Below are 16347 nucleotides of genomic sequence, written 5' to 3'. Positions count from 1 at the left end.
CTGGGACGCCGTGCCCCAGCCCGCAATCGACCTTGCCGTAGGGGTAAAACCGGCGCGCCGGCGCGCTCACCAATCGTTCGGGCGGGGTCGCCCAGCGCGGTAGGCCAGGTACGCGGGCGGTCAGCCACACCAGGGCACCCCGTACCTCCGGCAGACTGTTGTGCGGGTCATAGGCCAGCAGGCCGGCGGTCACACCGCTCACCCGGAGACGACGTCGTGGCCTTCCACTGCGGCGAGCCCTTGGCCAGAGCGCAGGCGGGATGTCATGACGGAGATACGCGACGCCATTTCCGTGTGCAGGGATGCCATCTGGGTGCTGGTGATGTGTGTCTTGCCGGTGCACCAGCGTTGCCGTCGAATTCAGTCCGCTGATCCCGGCGAAGAGTCCGGCTGACAGGTGCGCTGAGCGGCCGGCCGCGCGCCGGGCCGCACGGAAGAAGTTGTCACCCATCGCGTCCCACCCGGCTCGGGGGGAAGCATCGGTCCAGATACGAGCAGGGCACGGCCAGGCCGACGTCACCTGTTGCCGCGGAGTACGGCCGCCAGGTACGCGGGGAGGGGTTCTGATCGCGGGCCGCCGTGAGTTCGTCGGCGATGTTCCGCCAGTTGACGGCACGTTCCGCGACGTCGAGGGCCACTTCCAGCGCGGCGCCTTGGCGTACCCCACTGACCACGCTGGTGCCGGCGCCGGCCGGACCGGGGTCCAGGAGTCCGGTCGAGCGGCCTCGGTGCTGTTCGAGGGCATCGGCGCCCGGCTGGTGAGCAGCAGCCTGTAGCTGGCGCGATGACGAGGAACAGGGAGGTTATCGACATCGAGGGCAGGGTCGTCGAATGCCTGCGCAGCGCCGTGTTTCACCGTGGAGTTGGAGAACGGCCACCAGGTGCTCGCGCACAGCGGCGGAAGATCCACAAGAACTACTTCAAGATCACGCCAGATGACCGGGGGCTCTTGAAGCTCCCGCCGTACGACCTGACGCGCGGGCGGATCGAGTTCCGGTACCGCAACTGGCGGCGAGGTCGCCACATTTCGCTGTGGCTGATCCTCGGCAGTGTGGAGGCGGCTACGGCGTCGAATCACCATGCGCATGAGCCGCCACCACGACGCCCCCTCCCATCGGGCTGGGAGGGGGCGAGGCGGGGGGAGGCGGGGGGGTCAGGCGGCTTCGGGGCCGGGGCCCAGTTCCTCCTGCTCGATGCGGGCCTCTTCACGGGCCTGCTCGATGTGCTCGTCCACGCGGGCCTTGGGGAGCCTGACGCGCAGGGCCAGGAAGTAGACGATCGCGGCGAGTGCCAGGTTGACCAGGAAGCCCCAGCCGAAGCCGATATAGCCACGGCCGCCGTCGTAGTCGCCGGCCCAGCTGATCACGGTGAGCCCGATCAGCCAGGGCATGACCCAGCCGGCGCCGGCCTTCCAGTCCAGGGCCGGGGAGCGGCCCTTGCTCGTCGCCTCGAAGATCGCCAGGAAGACGAAGCCGATCCCGATGGTGGCGAAGAGCTTCCAGTTGGTGTTCCAGCCCGCCCAGTAGACGATGAGGTTCGCCGCGTACAGCGCGAGGAACGGGATGACGTCGCCGCCGGGCACCTTGAAGGGGCGGGCGTGGTCGGGGATCTGGCGTCGCATGGCGGCGAGCACCAGGGGCCCGGAGCCGAACGACAGCACGGTGGCCGAGGTGATGAACCCGACCAGCTGCTGCCAGCTGGGGAACGGCAGGAAGATGATCAGGCCGACGATGAAGGTGACGATCAGGCTGACCAGCGGGGCGCCGCGCCGGGTGGTCTTCGTCAGGGCCTCGGGCGCGTTGCGGTTGCGCCCCATGGCGTACGAGATGCGGGCGGTGACGGTGGTGTAGATCAGGCCGGTGTCACCGGGGGAGATCACGGCGTCGACGTAGAGGGTGTATGCCAGCCAGCTGAGGCCGATGGCGCTGGAGATGGCGGCCAGCGGACCGTAGTCGTTGGCGAAGCTCAGGTTGAGCCAGCCGTGGGAGGACGTCAGGTCGTGGGTGGGGACCGCGCCGATGAAGGCGACCTCCAGCAGGATGTAGATCACGGCCGTGATCAGCACGGATCCCAGGATGGCGAACGGCACGTTGCGCTTGGGGTTGTCCGTCTCGCCGGCCAGCTCGACGCCCTGGCGGAAGCCGAGGAACGAGAAGGTGATGCCGGCGGTGGAGATGGCCGTGAAGATTCCCTTGGCGCCGCCGGGGGCGAAGCCGCCGTACTCCTGGGCGCTGAAGTTGTGGGCGTGGAAGGCCGTGACGAAGAAGGCCACGATCACCAGCAGGATGATGGCGAGCTTCCACCACACCAGCACGTTGTTCACCCGGGCGAACCATCGGATGCCGAAGTAGTTCACCACCACGAAGAAGGCCATGGCGGCCGCCGCGACCGCGTATCCGAGGCCGGTGAGGGTGTACGCGCCGGAGGCTTTGTGCAGGACGGTGAAGTCCGCCCACTTCGTGGCGTACTGCAGGGCGCCCTCGACCTCGATGGGGGCGACGGTGGCGGCCGCGATCCAGGTGATCCAGCCCATGGTGTAGCTGGCGAACGACCCGAAGGACAGATGGGGGAAGCGGACCACGCCGCCGGAGACCGGGAACATCGTGCCCAGCTCCGCGAAGCACAGCCCGATGAGAATGATCATCACGGCGGCGATCGCCCAGGAGAAGATCGATGCCGGCCCGGCCTCCCGGGACGCCTTGAGGGCCCCGAAGAGCCAACCGGAGCCGATGATGGACCCGACCCCGGCGAACAGCAGGCCCACACGGCCCAGGTCCCGCCGGAGTCTTGGCTGTTCGACCGGCTCTCCGGTCTCGGTCTCGGACAACGAACTCATGCCACCACCCGTTCCCTGGTTCCGTGTGACGCACGTTGTACTGAGGGCCTCCTACCGGTCCTCCAGGCCCTGGTGCCTCCCGGGGCGCAGTACGTTGTGATCACTCGCTTACCAGCATCGCGGCAGACCACACATGGACCGCTTGCCAAATACAAGTAAAATTTTGAATTCGACACGGTCTTGGTCATGCTCCGCATGCAGGCGGACACGCGGTGGTACCTGCCGGTGCGAAACCGGTGCGTCGCACCGCGAAGGGCTGCCGGGCAGCGGCTGGTGGCGTTCACTCGCCACGTCGAGGGTGCGCTGTTCGGTGTTCTGTCGGTGTTCCTGGCTGAAGCAGGGCGGTGGCGAGTCGGGGTTGAGCGAGTCGGCCCTCTCAATGGGGCTTTTCGTTCTGTCCCGACCCGGGTTCGGCCATCTTGCGGTGCGCCTCGGCCTTGGCCTTGTCGGGGAGGATCTTGTTCGCCATGCCCTGAGCCTTCGTCTTGGCCGAGCCGGCGACGACTTTCTCCTTGCCGGCAAGGAGCGCGTCGAGTCCTTGCCGGGCGACCTGCGCGGGGGCGTCCTTGTCCTGCCGGCCGACCTTGGTGTCGTCCATGTCCGCCCGGTGGAAGAAGTCGGTCTCCGTCGGGCCCGGCATCAGCGAGGTCAGGGTGACGCCGGTGTCCTTGAGCTCGTTCTGCAGCGCCTGCACGAAGGACTGCAGGAACGACTTGGTGGCGTTGTAGACGGCCTGGAACGAGCCGGGCATGGTCGATGCGATGGACGAGGTCACGAGGATGCGGCCTTCGTCGCGGGCCGCCATGTCGCGGACGACGCGCTTGGCGAGGTGCACGGTCGACCTGACGTTCAGGTCGATGATCTCCAGGTCGTCCGCCAGATCGATGTCGACGAACGCGCCGCCCCTGCCGACGCCGGCGTTCAGCACGGCGATGTCCAGCGGCCGTCCGACGGCCCGGACGGTGTCGACGAGGTGCTCGGTCTGGTCGTAGTCACGCAGATCGGCCTGGATCACGTCGACGTGCGCGCCCGCGGCCCGGATCGGCTCGGCTGCATGCAGCAGGCGAGCGTCGTCCTCGGCGTTGATGACGAGGTCGTAGCCGCGCTCGGCAAGCTGCCCGGCCAGCTCACGACCTATGCCGCTGGAAGCGCCGGTGACCAGGGCGAGGGGCCTGGCATCGTTCATGACACGTTCACCTTCGTGTGCGCCTTGCGAGCGGTGCATTGCCTCCGCCGCTCTCAGGCGGCACTGGAGTCAGTGTCCGGGCAGGTGGAGGCGGTGGGGGCGGCGCGGGGCCGGGGCCGGCGAGCGGGAGTCGGCGGGGGCGCCGCTGCCTTCCAGGCGCTCGGCCATGGCGTCGCGTTCCGCCCTGGTCTGGCGTATCTCGTCGCGTCGGGCGCGTCGCTTGCGGCCGCGGTAGGCGGCGAGGGCGGTTCCGCCGAGGAACATCCACAGGCCCAGACCGAACAAGATCGCCAGGGCGAGGCCGCCCAGGAAGGCGCCCAATACACTGATCGTGAAGGGGTGACCGCCGAAGAGGGAGACGGCGTAGGTGGGTCCTCCTTCGAGGTTGAAGGCGATGAGCAGGCCGGTGAAGGCGGCGGTGGCCGCCATGAGCAGGAGACCGAGCAGCAGCATGTCCCTTCCTCCTTCGTCGTACAGGAGTCGGGTCTCCCGCCGGCCGCAGATGAATCACCCGAGCCCCTCCCCTGCTCTGCGGCCGGCTCTCCCCCGTCGCCGAGTGTCGTCTTGGGCGAAATGGCCTACTCGAAGCGGGCAGGAATGGCCCACATGCTCGGGCTGCCCGGATCCTAAGGTCGAAGGTGACCGACGCGGCGCATCCCAGCGCCACCTCCCGTCCCACGGAGGAACCCCCTCATGCAAGCCATCACCGTCCAGAACCGCGAGGCCGGGGCCGGCGGGCTGGCTCTCGCCGAGCTGCCCCACCCGCATGCCGCTGAGAACGACGTGATCGTCGAGGTCCATGCCGCCGGCTTCACACCGGGTGAGCTGGACTGGCCCGGCACCTGGACCGACCGGGCCGGACGCGACCGGACCCCGAGCGTGCCCGGCCACGAGCTGTCCGGCGTCGTCACCGAACTCGGCTACGGCACGACCGGCCTGACCGTCGGGCAGCGCGTGTACGGCCTGACCGACTGGGCCCGCAACGGCACTCTGGCCCAGTACACCGCGGTCGAGGCCCGCAATCTCGCCCCGCTCCCCGCCGACGTCGACCACGTCACGGCTGCCGCGCTGCCCGTCTCCGGGCTCACCGCCTGGCAGGCGCTGTTCGACCATGCCCACCTCCGAGCCGGGCAGAGCGTCCTCATCCACGGCGCCGCGGGCGGCGTCGGCTCGATCGCCGTGCAGCTGGCCCGCACGGCGGGCGCCCGGGTGATCGGGACGGGACGCCACGACGACCGCGACACCGCACTCGCTCTGGGCGCCCATGCCTTCGTGGACCTCCAAGGCGAGAAGCTGGAGGACGTCGGCGAGGTCGACGTGGTGTTCGACGTGATCGGCGGCGAGATCCTTGAGCGTTCCAGCGTTCTGGTCCGCCCTGGCGGCACGTTGGTCACCATCGCCGAGCCCGTCACCGTCCGCCCGCGCGACGGACGCGCTGTCTTCTTCGTCGTCGAACCCGACCGCGTGCGCCTGAGCGATCTCGCCGAACGTGTGCGGGACGGACGCCTCAAGCCGATCATCGGTGACGTGCGGCCGCTCGCCGAAGCGGTCGGCGCTTTCACGCCGGGCAAGCGGCGCCGCGGTAAGACGATCATCCGCGTCACCGAGGACTGAAGCCGGAATGCCGCCGGGCCGCCGCAGCCTGGCGCTCGTGGGCACGATGTCCGCAACTACCGTGGATGGGAACGGCAGTAGACTTCGCGGGCGGGTCCACGCTCTCGCGGTGGGCTGGGCCGGGGGCGCGTTGTGGAGGGGGAACCGCTCGAAGGGGGTCTGGGAGGCGTTGCGGGGGCGGTTCGAGCGGGAGACGTTGCGGATTGCCGTGGTGGTGACGGTTCTTGCGGCCAGTTGGGTGGTGGGGATCGCGCTCTGCGTGGTGCAGGCGGTGGGCCCGTACCGCGACTTGGCCGCCTATCGCCACGCCCGTCCGTGTTCCGTCGGCCGCGGCGGCCAGACCGATGGGGCGGCCTGTCTCGGCCGGGAGACGGCGGCGATCGACAGTTGGTATGCCGTGTCCTCCGATGACGGCACGGACTACACGGTGACGATCCGCCGTGGTGAGGGCGAAGCCTCGCACACTGAGAAGCACCACGTCAGCAAGTCCCTCTACACCTCGATCGGGCGACATGACGCCCGCATCGCCCTCACCACCTGGCACGGGCACGTGGTCGCCCTGGAGTTGCACGGCCACCGGTCCACCGAGACGGTCCCGTCCAGCGGGCCTGTGGTGCGGTGGCTGGTGCTGGGCTGGGTGCTGTTCGGTCTGCCGCCGATCGTGGTGCTGCTTCTCAACCGTGGGGGCGGCTGCGCCGTGATGGTGTTCGCCGGCCTGGTGTGGACGATCCTGGGCGCCGGCATCGTCCTTCTGATCACTCCGTGAGCGCGTGCGGTCCCCGTCGCGGGCCGGCGACTTCAGAGGAAACGCAGAGCATGGGACTCCTGGTGCGGGCCCGTGTCGTGCGCTAGACCTGAAATGACATGTTCATGTCTGAAATCTGACGCCGCCGCCAGGTTTCCGAGACCGAGGAGTACCCCCATGAACTTCTCACCGGCACTGCGGTTACGCAGCCCGCGTCCCCTCGTGCAGGCCGCCTTCCGCCTCCTGACCGGGTTCCTCTTCGCCTGCCACGGCGCCGCGTCCCTGTTCGGTGTCCTGGGTGGCGCCTACGGCGGCGGCACGGTCCCCGTGCTCCAGTGGCCCGGATGGTGGGCCGCGGTCATCGAACTGGTGGGCGGCGGCCTCGTGGCGCTCGGCCTGTTCACACGGACCGCGGCCCTCATCTGCTCGGGGTCCATGGCGTACGCCTACTTCAGCGTCCACCAGTCCAGCGCACTGCTCCCGATCGACAACGGCGGCGAGCCGGCCGTCATGTTCTGCTGGGCGTTCCTGCTGATCGCCTGCCTCGGCCCCGGCGCGTACTCGCTGGGGACCCTCCTCAAGGGCGGGAGAACACCCGCCATGGACGAGGCCGTAGCGGCCGCACCCGCTTCATAGGTCCGCTGCGACAGCCCCTTGATGCCCCGAGGGGCTGTCGCGCGTCTGGCGGCGTGCAGGTGTCGGACACCGTGGCGGGGGCACCGGCTGGATATGGATGCACAAGCATGGGCGTTGCGGGGGCGCGGCCGGGCGCGCCGTGCGGCTGATGGTGCGGTGATGGCGGTGGCGGCCCGGGCCGGGTTCGTCGCGCGCGGGCTGATCTACTGCCTGGTGGGGGTGATAGCGCTGCAGATCGCCTTCGGCGGCGACGGAGACCGGCGGCAGGCCGACCGCGGCGGCGCCCTGGAGGAGCTCGCCGGCAAGCCGTTCGGGGCGGCGCTGCTCTGGGTCGTGGGGGCGGCGCTCGCCGGTATGGCACTGTGGCGGCTGTCGGAGGCGGTGTTCGGCGGCGCGGGCCCGAACGGGCACAAGCCGTCGAAGCGGGCGGCGGCGCTCGGGCGCTGCCTCTTCTACGTCTTCGTGTCCTACTCGGTCCTCTCCTACGCGGCCGGGCACAAGGGCAGCGGGAGCGGCACCTCCGATCGGAGCACCGAGGACGTGACGGCCGTGGCACTCGGCCTGCCCGGCGGCCCGTGGCTGGTGGGGCCGGCCGGTGCGGCCGTGGTGGTGGCCGGGGTGTGGATGGCGGTCCGGGCCGTGCGGAGGAAGTTCCGGGACACCCTGCGGACCGGCGAGATGTCGGGGAGGGTGCGGCGGTTCACGGACTGCTTCGGCGTGGTCGGGGGCGCGGCGCGCGGGATCGTCTTCGCGGCGGCCGGTGTGTTCGCCGTCGTCGCCGCGGTCCGGCATCAGCCTGGGAAGGCCAAGGGCATGGACGACACGCTGCGGTCGTTCCGGGAGCTGCCGGCCGGGCCCTGGCTGCTCGCCGTGGTGGCCCTGGGGCTCGCCGCGTTCGGTGTCTTCTCCTGGTGCGGCGCGCGCTGGCGCGCGGTCTGAGCCCCGGCGCGCCCTGCCTTCACTTCACCCCGCCGCACCGCGGCCGCCCGTTGCTCCGTCCGGGGCAACTTCGCGCGGATCCTTCGAGACACACCGACCCAAAGACGGATAAACATATTAATAGTACTTACGGTGCTTGCCGGACAGGACTTCACGACAACGCGTCTCCGGGCGCGGGTTGGGGCATCCATGGGCGAGCTGAGCCGGAGAAACGCACTGGGCATGGGACTCGGACTGGGAGCGGCGGCGATCGGTCTCGCCGGCTGCGGTTCGACCGACGAACGCAGCTCTCCCCCGGCCGGGAGACACACCGGGGCGCCGGGAGGCCCGAAAGACGTTCCCCGCATCGCGCCGCACCTGATCGGTGACGGCTCCACCGCCTACACCGGCCGTCAGCCCAACCAGCCCCCGACGCCGGAACGGCTCGAACCCGGGCGGAAACCACCGCAGTTCGTGATCATCTCCTGGGACGGCGCGGGCGAGGTCGGCACCGGGCTCTTCCCCCGCTTCCTCAAGACCGCCCAGGACCACGGCGTCCACATGACCTTCTTCCTCTCCGGGCTGTACCTGCTGCCGGAGTCCAAGCGCGACCTGTACAAGCCGCCGAACAACCCCGTCGGCGCCTCGGACATCGGCTACCTCACCGACGAACACCTCAAGTCCACGCTCGGCTACGTCCGTCAGGCGTGGCTCGACGGACACGAGATCGGCACCCACTTCAACGGGCACTTCTGCGCCGGCTCCGGTTCGGTGGCCAAGTGGACGCCCGACCAGTGGCGCAGCGAGATCGAACAGGCGAAGTCGTTCGTCACGTCCTGGCGCACCAACACCGGCTGGCACGCGCACGATCCGCTGCCCTTCGACTACAGCCGCGAACTCATCGGCGGCCGCACACCCTGCTTGCTGGGGCAGGACAACCTGCTGCCCGTGGCACGGGAGTTGGGCTGGCGCTACGACGCCTCCTCGCCCGGAGGCGTGCAGCGCTGGCCCAGCAAACGGCAGGGCGTGTGGGACCTCCCGCTCCAGGGCATCCCGTTCCCGGGCCACAGCTTCGAAGTGCTGTCCATGGACTACAACATCCTCGCCAACCAGTCCAAGAACTCCACGCGGGCGCCGTCGTACAACTACCCGGGCTGGCGCAAGCAGGCCACCGCGTCCTACCTCGCGGGATTCCGCCGCGCCTACGAGACCAACCGCGCGCCCTTCTTCGTCGGCAACCACTTCGAGGAGTGGAACGGGGGCATCTACATGGACGCCGTCGAGGAAGCGCTGAAGCAGATGTCGGACCCCAAGGACGTACGGATGGTGTCCTTCCGGCAGTTCGTGGACTGGCTGGACGCCCAGGACCCCGCGCTCCTGCGCCAGTTGCGGGCCCTGGAGGTCGGCGAGGAGCCTCCCGGTGGCTGGAAGAGGTACCTCACCGCCAAAGCCCCTGCACGGTCGGCGGCCCCGAAGGCGGCCGCCCACGCCTGACCGCTCCCCCGCGTGCCACCGGGGAACGAGCACCGGACGTGGCGTGTCTCCCGGGCAAGTGGCGGGTGGCGAATGACCGGACTGCCGTTCAGGCGCGCCCGAGCGTGCTCTCCCGGTGGATCAGGGAGTAGCCGGCGTGGATGCGGCGGGGTCGGTGGTGCGGCGCGCCGTTCACCTGGGCGAGGACGGACTCCACCGCCATCCTGGCGATGGACGCCTTGTCGGGTGAGACCGAGGTGAGGGTGACGGCGCCGAACCGGCCCTCCACCACGTCGTCGAACCCGACCACGGCGACGTCCTCGGGCATGCGCAGCCCCCGCTCGGACAGGACGCGCATGGCGCCGATGGCGATGAGGTCGTTGTAGGCGAACACCCCGTCCGGCCGGTGCCCGGCGTCCAGGAGGCGGGCCATGGCCGCCGCTCCGTCGGCGTGGCCCCAGCCGTCGGTGGCCGCCACCAGTCGGTGGTCGGCGACGAGCCCGGCGGCGTCCAGCGCCTCCCGCCAGCCGTGCAGCCGCAGGTGAGCGGGCTGGCTGCGGCCGCGGCGGGCGCCCAGGAAGGCGATGTCGCGCCGGCCGAGCGAGATCAGGTGGCGCACCGCGTCGCGGGCGGCGGCGACGTTGTCGATGGCGATGTGGTCGTAGGGCAGGTCGTACTCCCGCTCGCCGAGCAGGACGAGCGGGACGGGTTCGGCCCGCTCGCGCAGGTCCTCCGCCTCCAGTTCGATGGGGCTCAGGATCAGACCGTCGATCACCCTGGTGCGGAATCCCTGGCTGACCAGGGCCTCCTGGTCCCGGCGGCCGCCCGTGTGGTCGAGCAGGACGGTGTAGTCGTGCTCGGCCGCCGCGTCGACGACCTCCGCGGCGAGTTCGGCGAAGTAGGGGTTGCCCAGTTCGGGCAGGGCGAGGGCCATGATCCCGGTCCGGCCCTTGCGCAGGTGCCGGGCGGTGAGGTTGGGGCGGTAGCCGAGTTCGTCGATGGACTTCTGCACCCGAGCCCGCATCGCCGGGGTGACGTGCGGGTGGCCATTGACCACGTTGGAGACGGTCTTGATGGAGACACCCGCGTGCAACGCGACGTCCTTGAGGCTGACCCGCACGACGTTCCTCCCCGTCCGGGCAGGGACCCCGGGCCGGCGCGCCTGTTCCACGCCCCGCGGCCGGGCCCGGCACGCCGAAGGGCCGGCACCCGGTTTTCCAACGTTATACGGGGCTGTACGCGTTCTGGCAAGAAAGGGAAGAAGGGAGAAGAAGGGAATGGCCCCCGGCCTGCCGCGGCGGCGTGCGGGTCACGCCGCCGCGGCGCCTCGGCCGGGGCCCTACGGGGCGGAGGGTGTCAGTGGGCCGCCTGGCCCGCGGACGCGCCTGCCGCGATGAGTTGGCGGTTGATGTCCCTGACCTGGTCGGGGTACACCTTCAGCACCGCACGGTCGTAGGTCACCAGGCCGTTGAGTTCACCCTCGACGTCGCTGATCTGCGTGTAGACCGAGCCGGAGAGTCCGGCGGCGGCGTTCGGGATCAGCAGGCGGGTGTTGTCCACGTACGTCTTGGTCATCTCAGCGATGTCGGTGGGCCCGTCACCGTAGTCCTGGCCGCCCGCGACTCCGGCGATGTGCCCGGGGATGGTCAGGGAGTACCCGCCGTGCTCGCCGTCGACGGCCGCGCGGGTGGCGTCCGGCGCGGGGTTGGCCGGCCCGTGGTAGAGGTGGTGGTCGATGACGTCGCCCCGGCCGGAATCGCCCTTGGAGGCACAGCAGTTGACGCCGGAGTGCGCGTCGACCAGGCGTGAGGGGTCCTGCGCCTTGACGGAGTCGGCGAGCTCACCGGTGGCCTGCTTGCTCCGCTCGCCCCATCCCTCGTTCATCATGGTCCACATGACGACGGAGGGGCTGCTGATGTGCTGGTCCACGATCTCGTGGACCTCCTTGCCGAACTCCGCGTCGCTCGCGGCGCCGGGGGTGCCGCCGTTGCGGCTGGGCATGTCCTGCCAGACCATCAGGCCGAGCCGGTCGGCCCAGTAGTACCAGCGGGCCGGTTCCACCTTGATGTGCTTGCGGACGGTGTTGAAGCCCAGCCGCTTGTGCAGCTGGAGGTCGGACTTCAGGGCGGCGTCCGTGGGCGCGGTGTAGACGCCGTCGGGCCAGAAGCCCTGGTCGAGGGTGGCCAGCAGGAACGTCGGCCTGCCGTTGAGTTCTATCTTGTTCACCCCGCCGGCCTTGGCGACGGAGATCGATCGCATGCCGAAGTAGGAGCCCACGCTGTCGTGCGAGCGGCCGTCAGCGAGGGTGACCTTCAGGTCGTAGAGGAACGGGTGGTCGGGGCTCCACAGTTTCGGGTGCGGGACGGGCAGCCGGAGGGCGGTGCCGGCGGCTCCGGTGACCGAGCCGACGCGCCGGTGACCGTCGTACGCCGTGGCGGTCACCCGTGCCGTGGGCTTCGTGCCGGCGCCGGGGCGCACCGTGACCGACAGCGAGTCGTCCTTCAGGTCGGGGGTGAGGACGAGCGAGTCGATGCTCTCCTCGGGGACCGGCTCCATCCACACGGTCTGCCAGATGCCCGAGGTGGAGGTGTACCAGATGCCGCTCGGGTCGGGCGACTGCTTGCCGGTGGCCTGCTCGGAGGAGTCGGTGGTGTCCTTGACCTTCAGCAGCACGGTCTGGTCGCCGTGGCGGGTGACGGCGTCGGTGATGTCCGCCGTGAACGCCTGGTAGCCGCCGGTGTGGTGGGCGACCTGCTTGCCGTTGACGTAGACCCAGGCCTCGTAGTCCACCGCGCCGAAGTTCAGGTGCAGACGGTTGCCGGAGCCGACCCGCCAGCTCTTGGGGACCTTGAACGTCCGCTGGTACAGCGACCAGTCGTGGTGTTCGGCGACGCCGGACAGGGGCGCCTCCATCGGGTAGGGGACGAGGATCTTGCTGTCGAGCCGGCCCGTGGGCAGCGGGGCGTCCTGGGTGGTCGCCTGGAACTGCCAGGTGCCGTTGAGGTTGGCCCAGCGTGTGCGGGTCTGCTGCGGACGCGGGTAGTCGGGCAGGGCGTTGGACGGGGAGACGTCCTTGGCCCACTTGGTGGCGAAGTACCAGGTGGAGTTGTTCTGCGCGACGCTGGTGAACACTCCCAGCGGGCCGTCCCTGGTGGTCAGGCCGCCCTGGCCGTCGTAGCTGATCCGGACCTCGGACTTCATGGCCGCCGGGGTGTCCGAGTCCGCGGCGGTCAGCACCAGCTTGGACGGGTCGGAGGGGTCCGTCGTCGCGGTGGGGGTCCAGCGGTGGCCGCCGGCGATCACCGAGAGGTGCTTGGTCACGTCCCCGGGCAGCGGGTTGGCCGCACCCGGCAACCGCACGACGGCGTGGCGGCCGGAGGAGTCCACGGTGCTGTGCAGGTCGAGGGGGTCGTAGCCGTCCGGCAGGTGCAGCGCGGAGTCGGGGACGGGCCGGCGGTCGAAGCCCGGGCCCGACCATTCGGTCTGGATGTAGGCGCCGCCGTAGCCCTGGTTGTAGTCGAAGGAGAGGCGGTGCTCACCGGCGGTCAGGGTGACCGGCTGGGACTGGGTCGGCACGTCCCAGTCGGTCGTCCAGTGGTCGATGACGCTCGTGCCGTCGAGCGACATGCGGAAGCCGTTGTCGCCCTTGATGTAGAACGTGTAGGAGCCGCCGGTGGGGACGTCCAGCATGCCCGTCCAGTGCACGGCGACGTTCAGGGTGGAGCCGGCGCAGGAGCGCAGGGTCGGGAGCAGATCCTTGACGTTCAGGGAGGGCTGGATTCCGGTGCTGGTGTAGGTGGCGAAGTCCAGCGAGGTGCCGTCGGAGCTGAGGTAGCAGTCGCTGCGCAGCCCCTGCGCGGTCGCGTCGGCGGCCGGATCGGCCGTCGGCTGGACCGCCGGCTGGGCGTGCGCCGGGGAGGCCGGGGCGAGGAGGGCCGCGCCGAGGAGGAGCGGGGCGAGGGCGGCGAGTCTGCGCAGGACGGGGGTGCGGTTCTTTCCGGGACTCAAAGGGAGTTCGCCTTTCGTCGTCGGTGGCAGGTCGGGGGTGGTTCCTCCGGTCGTCAGGGGCGCGGGGTGGCCGGTTCGGTGCGCCAGGCCAGCAAGCCGCCGGAATACCCGGTTCTGAGCTGCGCGGTGATGCGCAGGGCCGTGATGGTGACGGCCGGGAAGGAGACCTGGTTGAAGCGGTCGGTTGAGGTGCCGTAGTCGGAGGTCCCGTCGACCGGCTGCCACTGGCCGTCGGCGGAGCGGTACTCCAGTCGCCACAACTCCGGTACCCGGCAGGCTCCGTGGCCGGTGTCGTCGTACCAGTACACCGACACCCCGCCGACGCTCACGGGCTCGGCGTAGCCGTACTGGATCCACTCCTCGGTGCCGGTGCGGTCCCACCAGGTGAAGCGCGGCACCGTCTGATCGTAGGAGCCGGACGGTTCGACGGTGGCGTTCATGAGCAGTGCCTGGGGGCTGTCGACGCCGCTGAAGGAGGCGGTGACCGCCGCCCATGCGTGCGCCTTGGCCGACGGGGAGGCGACCGGGAAGGAGGTGATGCGCAGGCGCCCGGCGGCGGCCGGGATCAGGGTGAGGATCTCGACGGGTTCCGTGCTGTGCGCCGGGCTCTGCTGGAGGGGGGCCACGACGTTCTGGTCGTCGGTCGCCCAGCTGCCCAGGCGCCGGCCCTTCGCCCGCATGAGCACCGGGGTGCCGGTGGGGGTGAAGGGGTTGTCCTCCCGGGGGCCGGTGCGGGTGCGGGTACGGGCGCGCGTGTGCTCGACGGTGAAGGACCGCGCCGGATCGCGCGGGTCCAGCTCCAGGGCGTAGTTCCAGGGGGAGGCGGGGAGCACCTCGTACTCCGGCCACGCGTCACTGCCTCCGGACTGCTTCCACTCCTCCTCGATGCGCAGCGAATACGTGAGGGGGCCGTGGGAGACGGAGACGGAGTCGTCGTTGCCGCTCCAGGTGCGCGCGGTGGTGCGCATCGGCAGCCGGAGCACCACCTGGTCGCCGTCGTGCCAGTCCCGGTCGAGGACGAGGTGGCCGCCGCTGCGGCGGGGTGCGGCGGGACGGCCGGAGATCCGTACGGAGGGTTCCCGGCACCATCCCGGAACCCGCAGGTACAGCGGGAAGGCGACCGTCCGTGGGGTGCGTACGGTCAGGGTGACGGTGTCACCGAAGGGGTACTCGGTCTGCTCCGTCACCGTGATCCAGGTGCCGTCTCCCACCTTCGCCCGGACGGAGGACTCGCCGTACAGCGAGGCGCACAGGCCGCCGTCGGTGCTCGCGAGCCACATCTCCTCGGCGTAGTACGGCCATCCCATGCCGTAGTTGTGAGGGCAGCAGCGGTACTGGTGGATGCCGGGCATGTACGCCTGCATGGCGAAGGCGTTGTCGAACTGGCCGTGCGACTTGGCAACGTTGTCGAGCTGGACGCTGTTGGCGGCCGTGACGTAGTGGGTGCCCTTCTGGCGGGGGTCGAGGGCGGCGGGCAGCAGGTTGAGGGCGAGGTCCTCGCAGCGGTCGGTCCACACGGTGTCGCCGGTGATGCGGGTGAGCATCTGGTGGCTGTGCATGAACTCGACGATGCCGCAGGTCTCGAAGCCCTGGCGTGGATCGTGGTATCCGGGGCGCGCGTTCTCGTCCGCGGCGAAGCCGCCGCCGGGGAACTGGCCGTAGCCGCTCATGACGGTGTCGTAGACGCGGTGCGTGGCGGCGAGGAAGGCGGGGTCGCCGTCGAGGACGCCGTACTGGGCGGGTTCGCGGAAGCCCTGGGCGAGGTTGACGTTGTGCCAGGTGGGGATCGAGTGGGTGTAGTCGGCGCTGTGGGCGTGCATCGTGCGGACCAGGTCGAGCAGCCAGTCGTCGCCGGTACGGTTGTACAGCCAGTAGGCGGTGTCGATGGTGTCGCCGACCCTGGCAGAGCCCCAGCCCTGCCCGAAGAGCGTGCCGGGCTGCCCGTGCAGGTACGTGAGCCAGCCGGTCAGCGCGGGCACCACGCGGTCGTCGCCGCTGAACTCGTGCCAGGTGCGCAGCGCGTCCAGGACCGGCATGTACGGCCAGAAGTCCGGGCCGCCGTTCAGGGCGGTGCGCAGGCGGGAGGGGCCGAAGAACCCGTCGCTCTGCCGGGTGGCGAGGATCAGGTCGATCCAGGTGCTGGTCAGTTCGAGGACGCGGCTGTCCTGGGTGACGTAGCCGAGGTCGCCGAATCCGCGCAGCCAGTAGGGCAGTTCCTCCCAGCCGTCCTTGTCCGGGACGGCCCAGCCGCTGGTCGTCTCGTCCAGGTAGCCGGACACCTCGGGCATGCGTCCGTTCAGGCCGTCGAGTTGCAGGTCCAGTTGGGTGCGCAGCCAGCCCTTCGGGGTGATGCTGCCGGGCGGCAGCCGCAGGAACGGCTGTTGCCGCAGCGGGGCGCGGTTGGCGGTGTAGTGAGGGCCGTTGAGGGTGCGATGGGGGCCGTTGGTGGTGCGGTGGGGGCGGGCAGCGGTGGCCGGGTCGGGCGGGGTGGAGGCGAGGGCGGGCGTGGTGGCGCCGGCCAGGGCGACGGTGCCGGCGACCGAAGTGGAGCCGAAGAGGAACGTACGGCGTTCCATGTGCTGCCCTTCCTGTTCGAGGACCGTGTCGGACGGATGAGCCTGGGTGCGGGGGCCGTTGGGGCCGGCTGACGTGAGGCGGGCAGGCGCGGGGAAGGCGCTGGCGGGCCTTGTCCTGACGGCGTGCCAGGTCGCCGGCGCTCCCCTGCGGGCCCCGGCGGCCACTGTGCGGAGCATCGGCGGGTGTCGGCCGGTGTGCGTGCGTTGCGGGTCGGCGCGCTGCAGGCGCCTGACAACGTTGTAAAGCGAGGCAGCCACATGACAGCACAGGCCTGAAGGGGGTGTCCACCCCCGTGCGGGATTCGCCTCACGCGGTCTGCACGGGACGTGGTGCGTCCGCGTAATGCCGCTGTTC

12 protein-coding genes and 1 pseudogene are annotated in these 16347 nt (G+C 70.3%); 7 read left to right on the top strand and 6 right to left on the bottom strand.

Translation table 11 applies throughout. The features are described 5' to 3' along the window. The first annotated feature begins 653 nt into the window (after window positions 1-653). Together DBP14_RS37365 and infA are read left to right on the top strand one after the other, a co-directional pair. Window positions 654-776: a hypothetical protein gene (locus tag DBP14_RS37365; RefSeq protein ID WP_277752742.1), complete on the top strand. Its 123-nt coding sequence runs from the start codon at window positions 654-656 to the stop codon at window positions 774-776. Between the two features lie 8 nt (window positions 777-784). Then, window positions 785-1006: pseudogene (infA, locus tag DBP14_RS37110) on the top strand (translation initiation factor IF-1); the annotation flags it as partial. A 147-nt stretch (window positions 1007-1153) separates the two neighbouring features. Here the strand turns inward: infA and DBP14_RS34145 are convergent. The 3 genes from DBP14_RS34145 to DBP14_RS34135 form a co-directional block, all read right to left on the bottom strand. Further along, on the bottom strand, window positions 1154-2836 hold the full coding sequence (locus DBP14_RS34145) for an APC family permease (protein ID WP_129311487.1): 1683 nt from the start codon (window positions 2834-2836) through the stop codon (window positions 1154-1156). Window positions 2837-3212: 376 nt separating this feature from the next. Further along, on the bottom strand, window positions 3213-4022 hold the full coding sequence (locus DBP14_RS34140; RefSeq protein ID WP_129311486.1) for an SDR family NAD(P)-dependent oxidoreductase: 810 nt from the start codon (window positions 4020-4022) through the stop codon (window positions 3213-3215). Window positions 4023-4091: 69 nt separating this feature from the next. Continuing rightward, window positions 4092-4475, bottom strand: a complete 384-nt coding sequence (locus DBP14_RS34135; RefSeq protein WP_129311485.1) for a hypothetical protein — start codon at window positions 4473-4475, stop codon at window positions 4092-4094. Window positions 4476-4715: 240 nt separating this feature from the next. Between DBP14_RS34135 and DBP14_RS34130 the strand changes: the two genes are divergently transcribed. The 5 genes from DBP14_RS34130 (at window position 4716) to DBP14_RS34110 (ending at window position 9429) form a co-directional block, all read left to right on the top strand. After that, window positions 4716-5636 carry an NADP-dependent oxidoreductase gene (locus tag DBP14_RS34130; protein ID WP_129311484.1) on the top strand — a complete coding sequence of 307 codons (921 nt, stop codon included), beginning with the start codon at window positions 4716-4718 and terminating at the stop codon, window positions 5634-5636. A 37-nt stretch (window positions 5637-5673) separates the two neighbouring features. Next, window positions 5674-6402, top strand: coding sequence for a hypothetical protein (locus DBP14_RS34125; protein ID WP_164992471.1), 729 nt, complete (start codon window positions 5674-5676; stop codon window positions 6400-6402). Between the two features lie 156 nt (window positions 6403-6558). Beyond that, the gene (locus DBP14_RS34120) at window positions 6559-7017 is read left to right on the top strand and encodes a DoxX family protein (RefSeq protein WP_129311482.1); all 459 of its coding nucleotides are present in this window, start codon (window positions 6559-6561) and stop codon (window positions 7015-7017) included. 93 nt (window positions 7018-7110) lie between these two features. Then, a complete protein-coding gene (locus DBP14_RS34115; protein ID WP_206739403.1) occupies window positions 7111-7956 on the top strand; it encodes a DUF1206 domain-containing protein in 846 nt (281 codons plus the stop codon). Window positions 7957-8145: 189 nt separating this feature from the next. Next, on the top strand, window positions 8146-9429 hold the full coding sequence (locus tag DBP14_RS34110; RefSeq protein WP_129311480.1) for a hypothetical protein: 1284 nt from the start codon (window positions 8146-8148) through the stop codon (window positions 9427-9429). A gap of 88 nt (window positions 9430-9517) precedes the next feature. On the opposite strand, the gene DBP14_RS34105 is transcribed toward DBP14_RS34110, so the two are convergent. The 3 genes from DBP14_RS34105 to DBP14_RS34095 form a co-directional block, all read right to left on the bottom strand. Continuing rightward, a complete protein-coding gene (locus DBP14_RS34105; RefSeq protein ID WP_129311479.1) occupies window positions 9518-10528 on the bottom strand; it encodes a LacI family DNA-binding transcriptional regulator in 1011 nt (336 codons plus the stop codon). Between the two features lie 236 nt (window positions 10529-10764). Then, complete coding sequence (locus DBP14_RS34100) at window positions 10765-13416, bottom strand: PA14 domain-containing protein (protein ID WP_129311478.1); 2652 nt, start codon at window positions 13414-13416, stop codon at window positions 10765-10767. Between the two features lie 53 nt (window positions 13417-13469). Then, the gene (locus DBP14_RS34095; protein ID WP_129311477.1) at window positions 13470-15992 is read right to left on the bottom strand and encodes a beta-L-arabinofuranosidase domain-containing protein; all 2523 of its coding nucleotides are present in this window, start codon (window positions 15990-15992) and stop codon (window positions 13470-13472) included. Between the last annotated feature and the right edge of the window lie 355 nt (window positions 15993-16347).

The organism is Streptomyces sp. L2 (assembly GCF_004124325.1).
Classification (GTDB): Bacteria; Actinomycetota; Actinomycetes; order Streptomycetales; family Streptomycetaceae; genus Streptomyces.
The sequence above is the reverse complement of the archived record's forward strand: the minus strand, read 5'-3'. Positions and strand labels throughout refer to the sequence as shown.

Coding starts and splice junctions, on each gene's coding strand:
- DBP14_RS34145 (WP_129311487.1), bottom strand. CDS start 2,836: ATGAGTTCGTTGTCCGAGACCGAGACCGGAGAGCCGGTCGAACAGCCA.
- DBP14_RS34115 (WP_206739403.1), top strand. CDS start 7,111: ATGGATGCACAAGCATGGGCGTTGCGGGGGCGCGGCCGGGCGCGCCGT.
- DBP14_RS34110 (WP_129311480.1), top strand. CDS start 8,146: ATGGGCGAGCTGAGCCGGAGAAACGCACTGGGCATGGGACTCGGACTG.
- DBP14_RS34120 (WP_129311482.1), top strand. CDS start 6,559: ATGAACTTCTCACCGGCACTGCGGTTACGCAGCCCGCGTCCCCTCGTG.
- DBP14_RS34140 (WP_129311486.1), bottom strand. CDS start 4,022: ATGAACGATGCCAGGCCCCTCGCCCTGGTCACCGGCGCTTCCAGCGGC.
- DBP14_RS34095 (WP_129311477.1), bottom strand. CDS start 15,992: ATGGAACGCCGTACGTTCCTCTTCGGCTCCACTTCGGTCGCCGGCACC.
- DBP14_RS34130 (WP_129311484.1), top strand. CDS start 4,716: ATGCAAGCCATCACCGTCCAGAACCGCGAGGCCGGGGCCGGCGGGCTG.
- DBP14_RS34135 (WP_129311485.1), bottom strand. CDS start 4,475: ATGCTGCTGCTCGGTCTCCTGCTCATGGCGGCCACCGCCGCCTTCACC.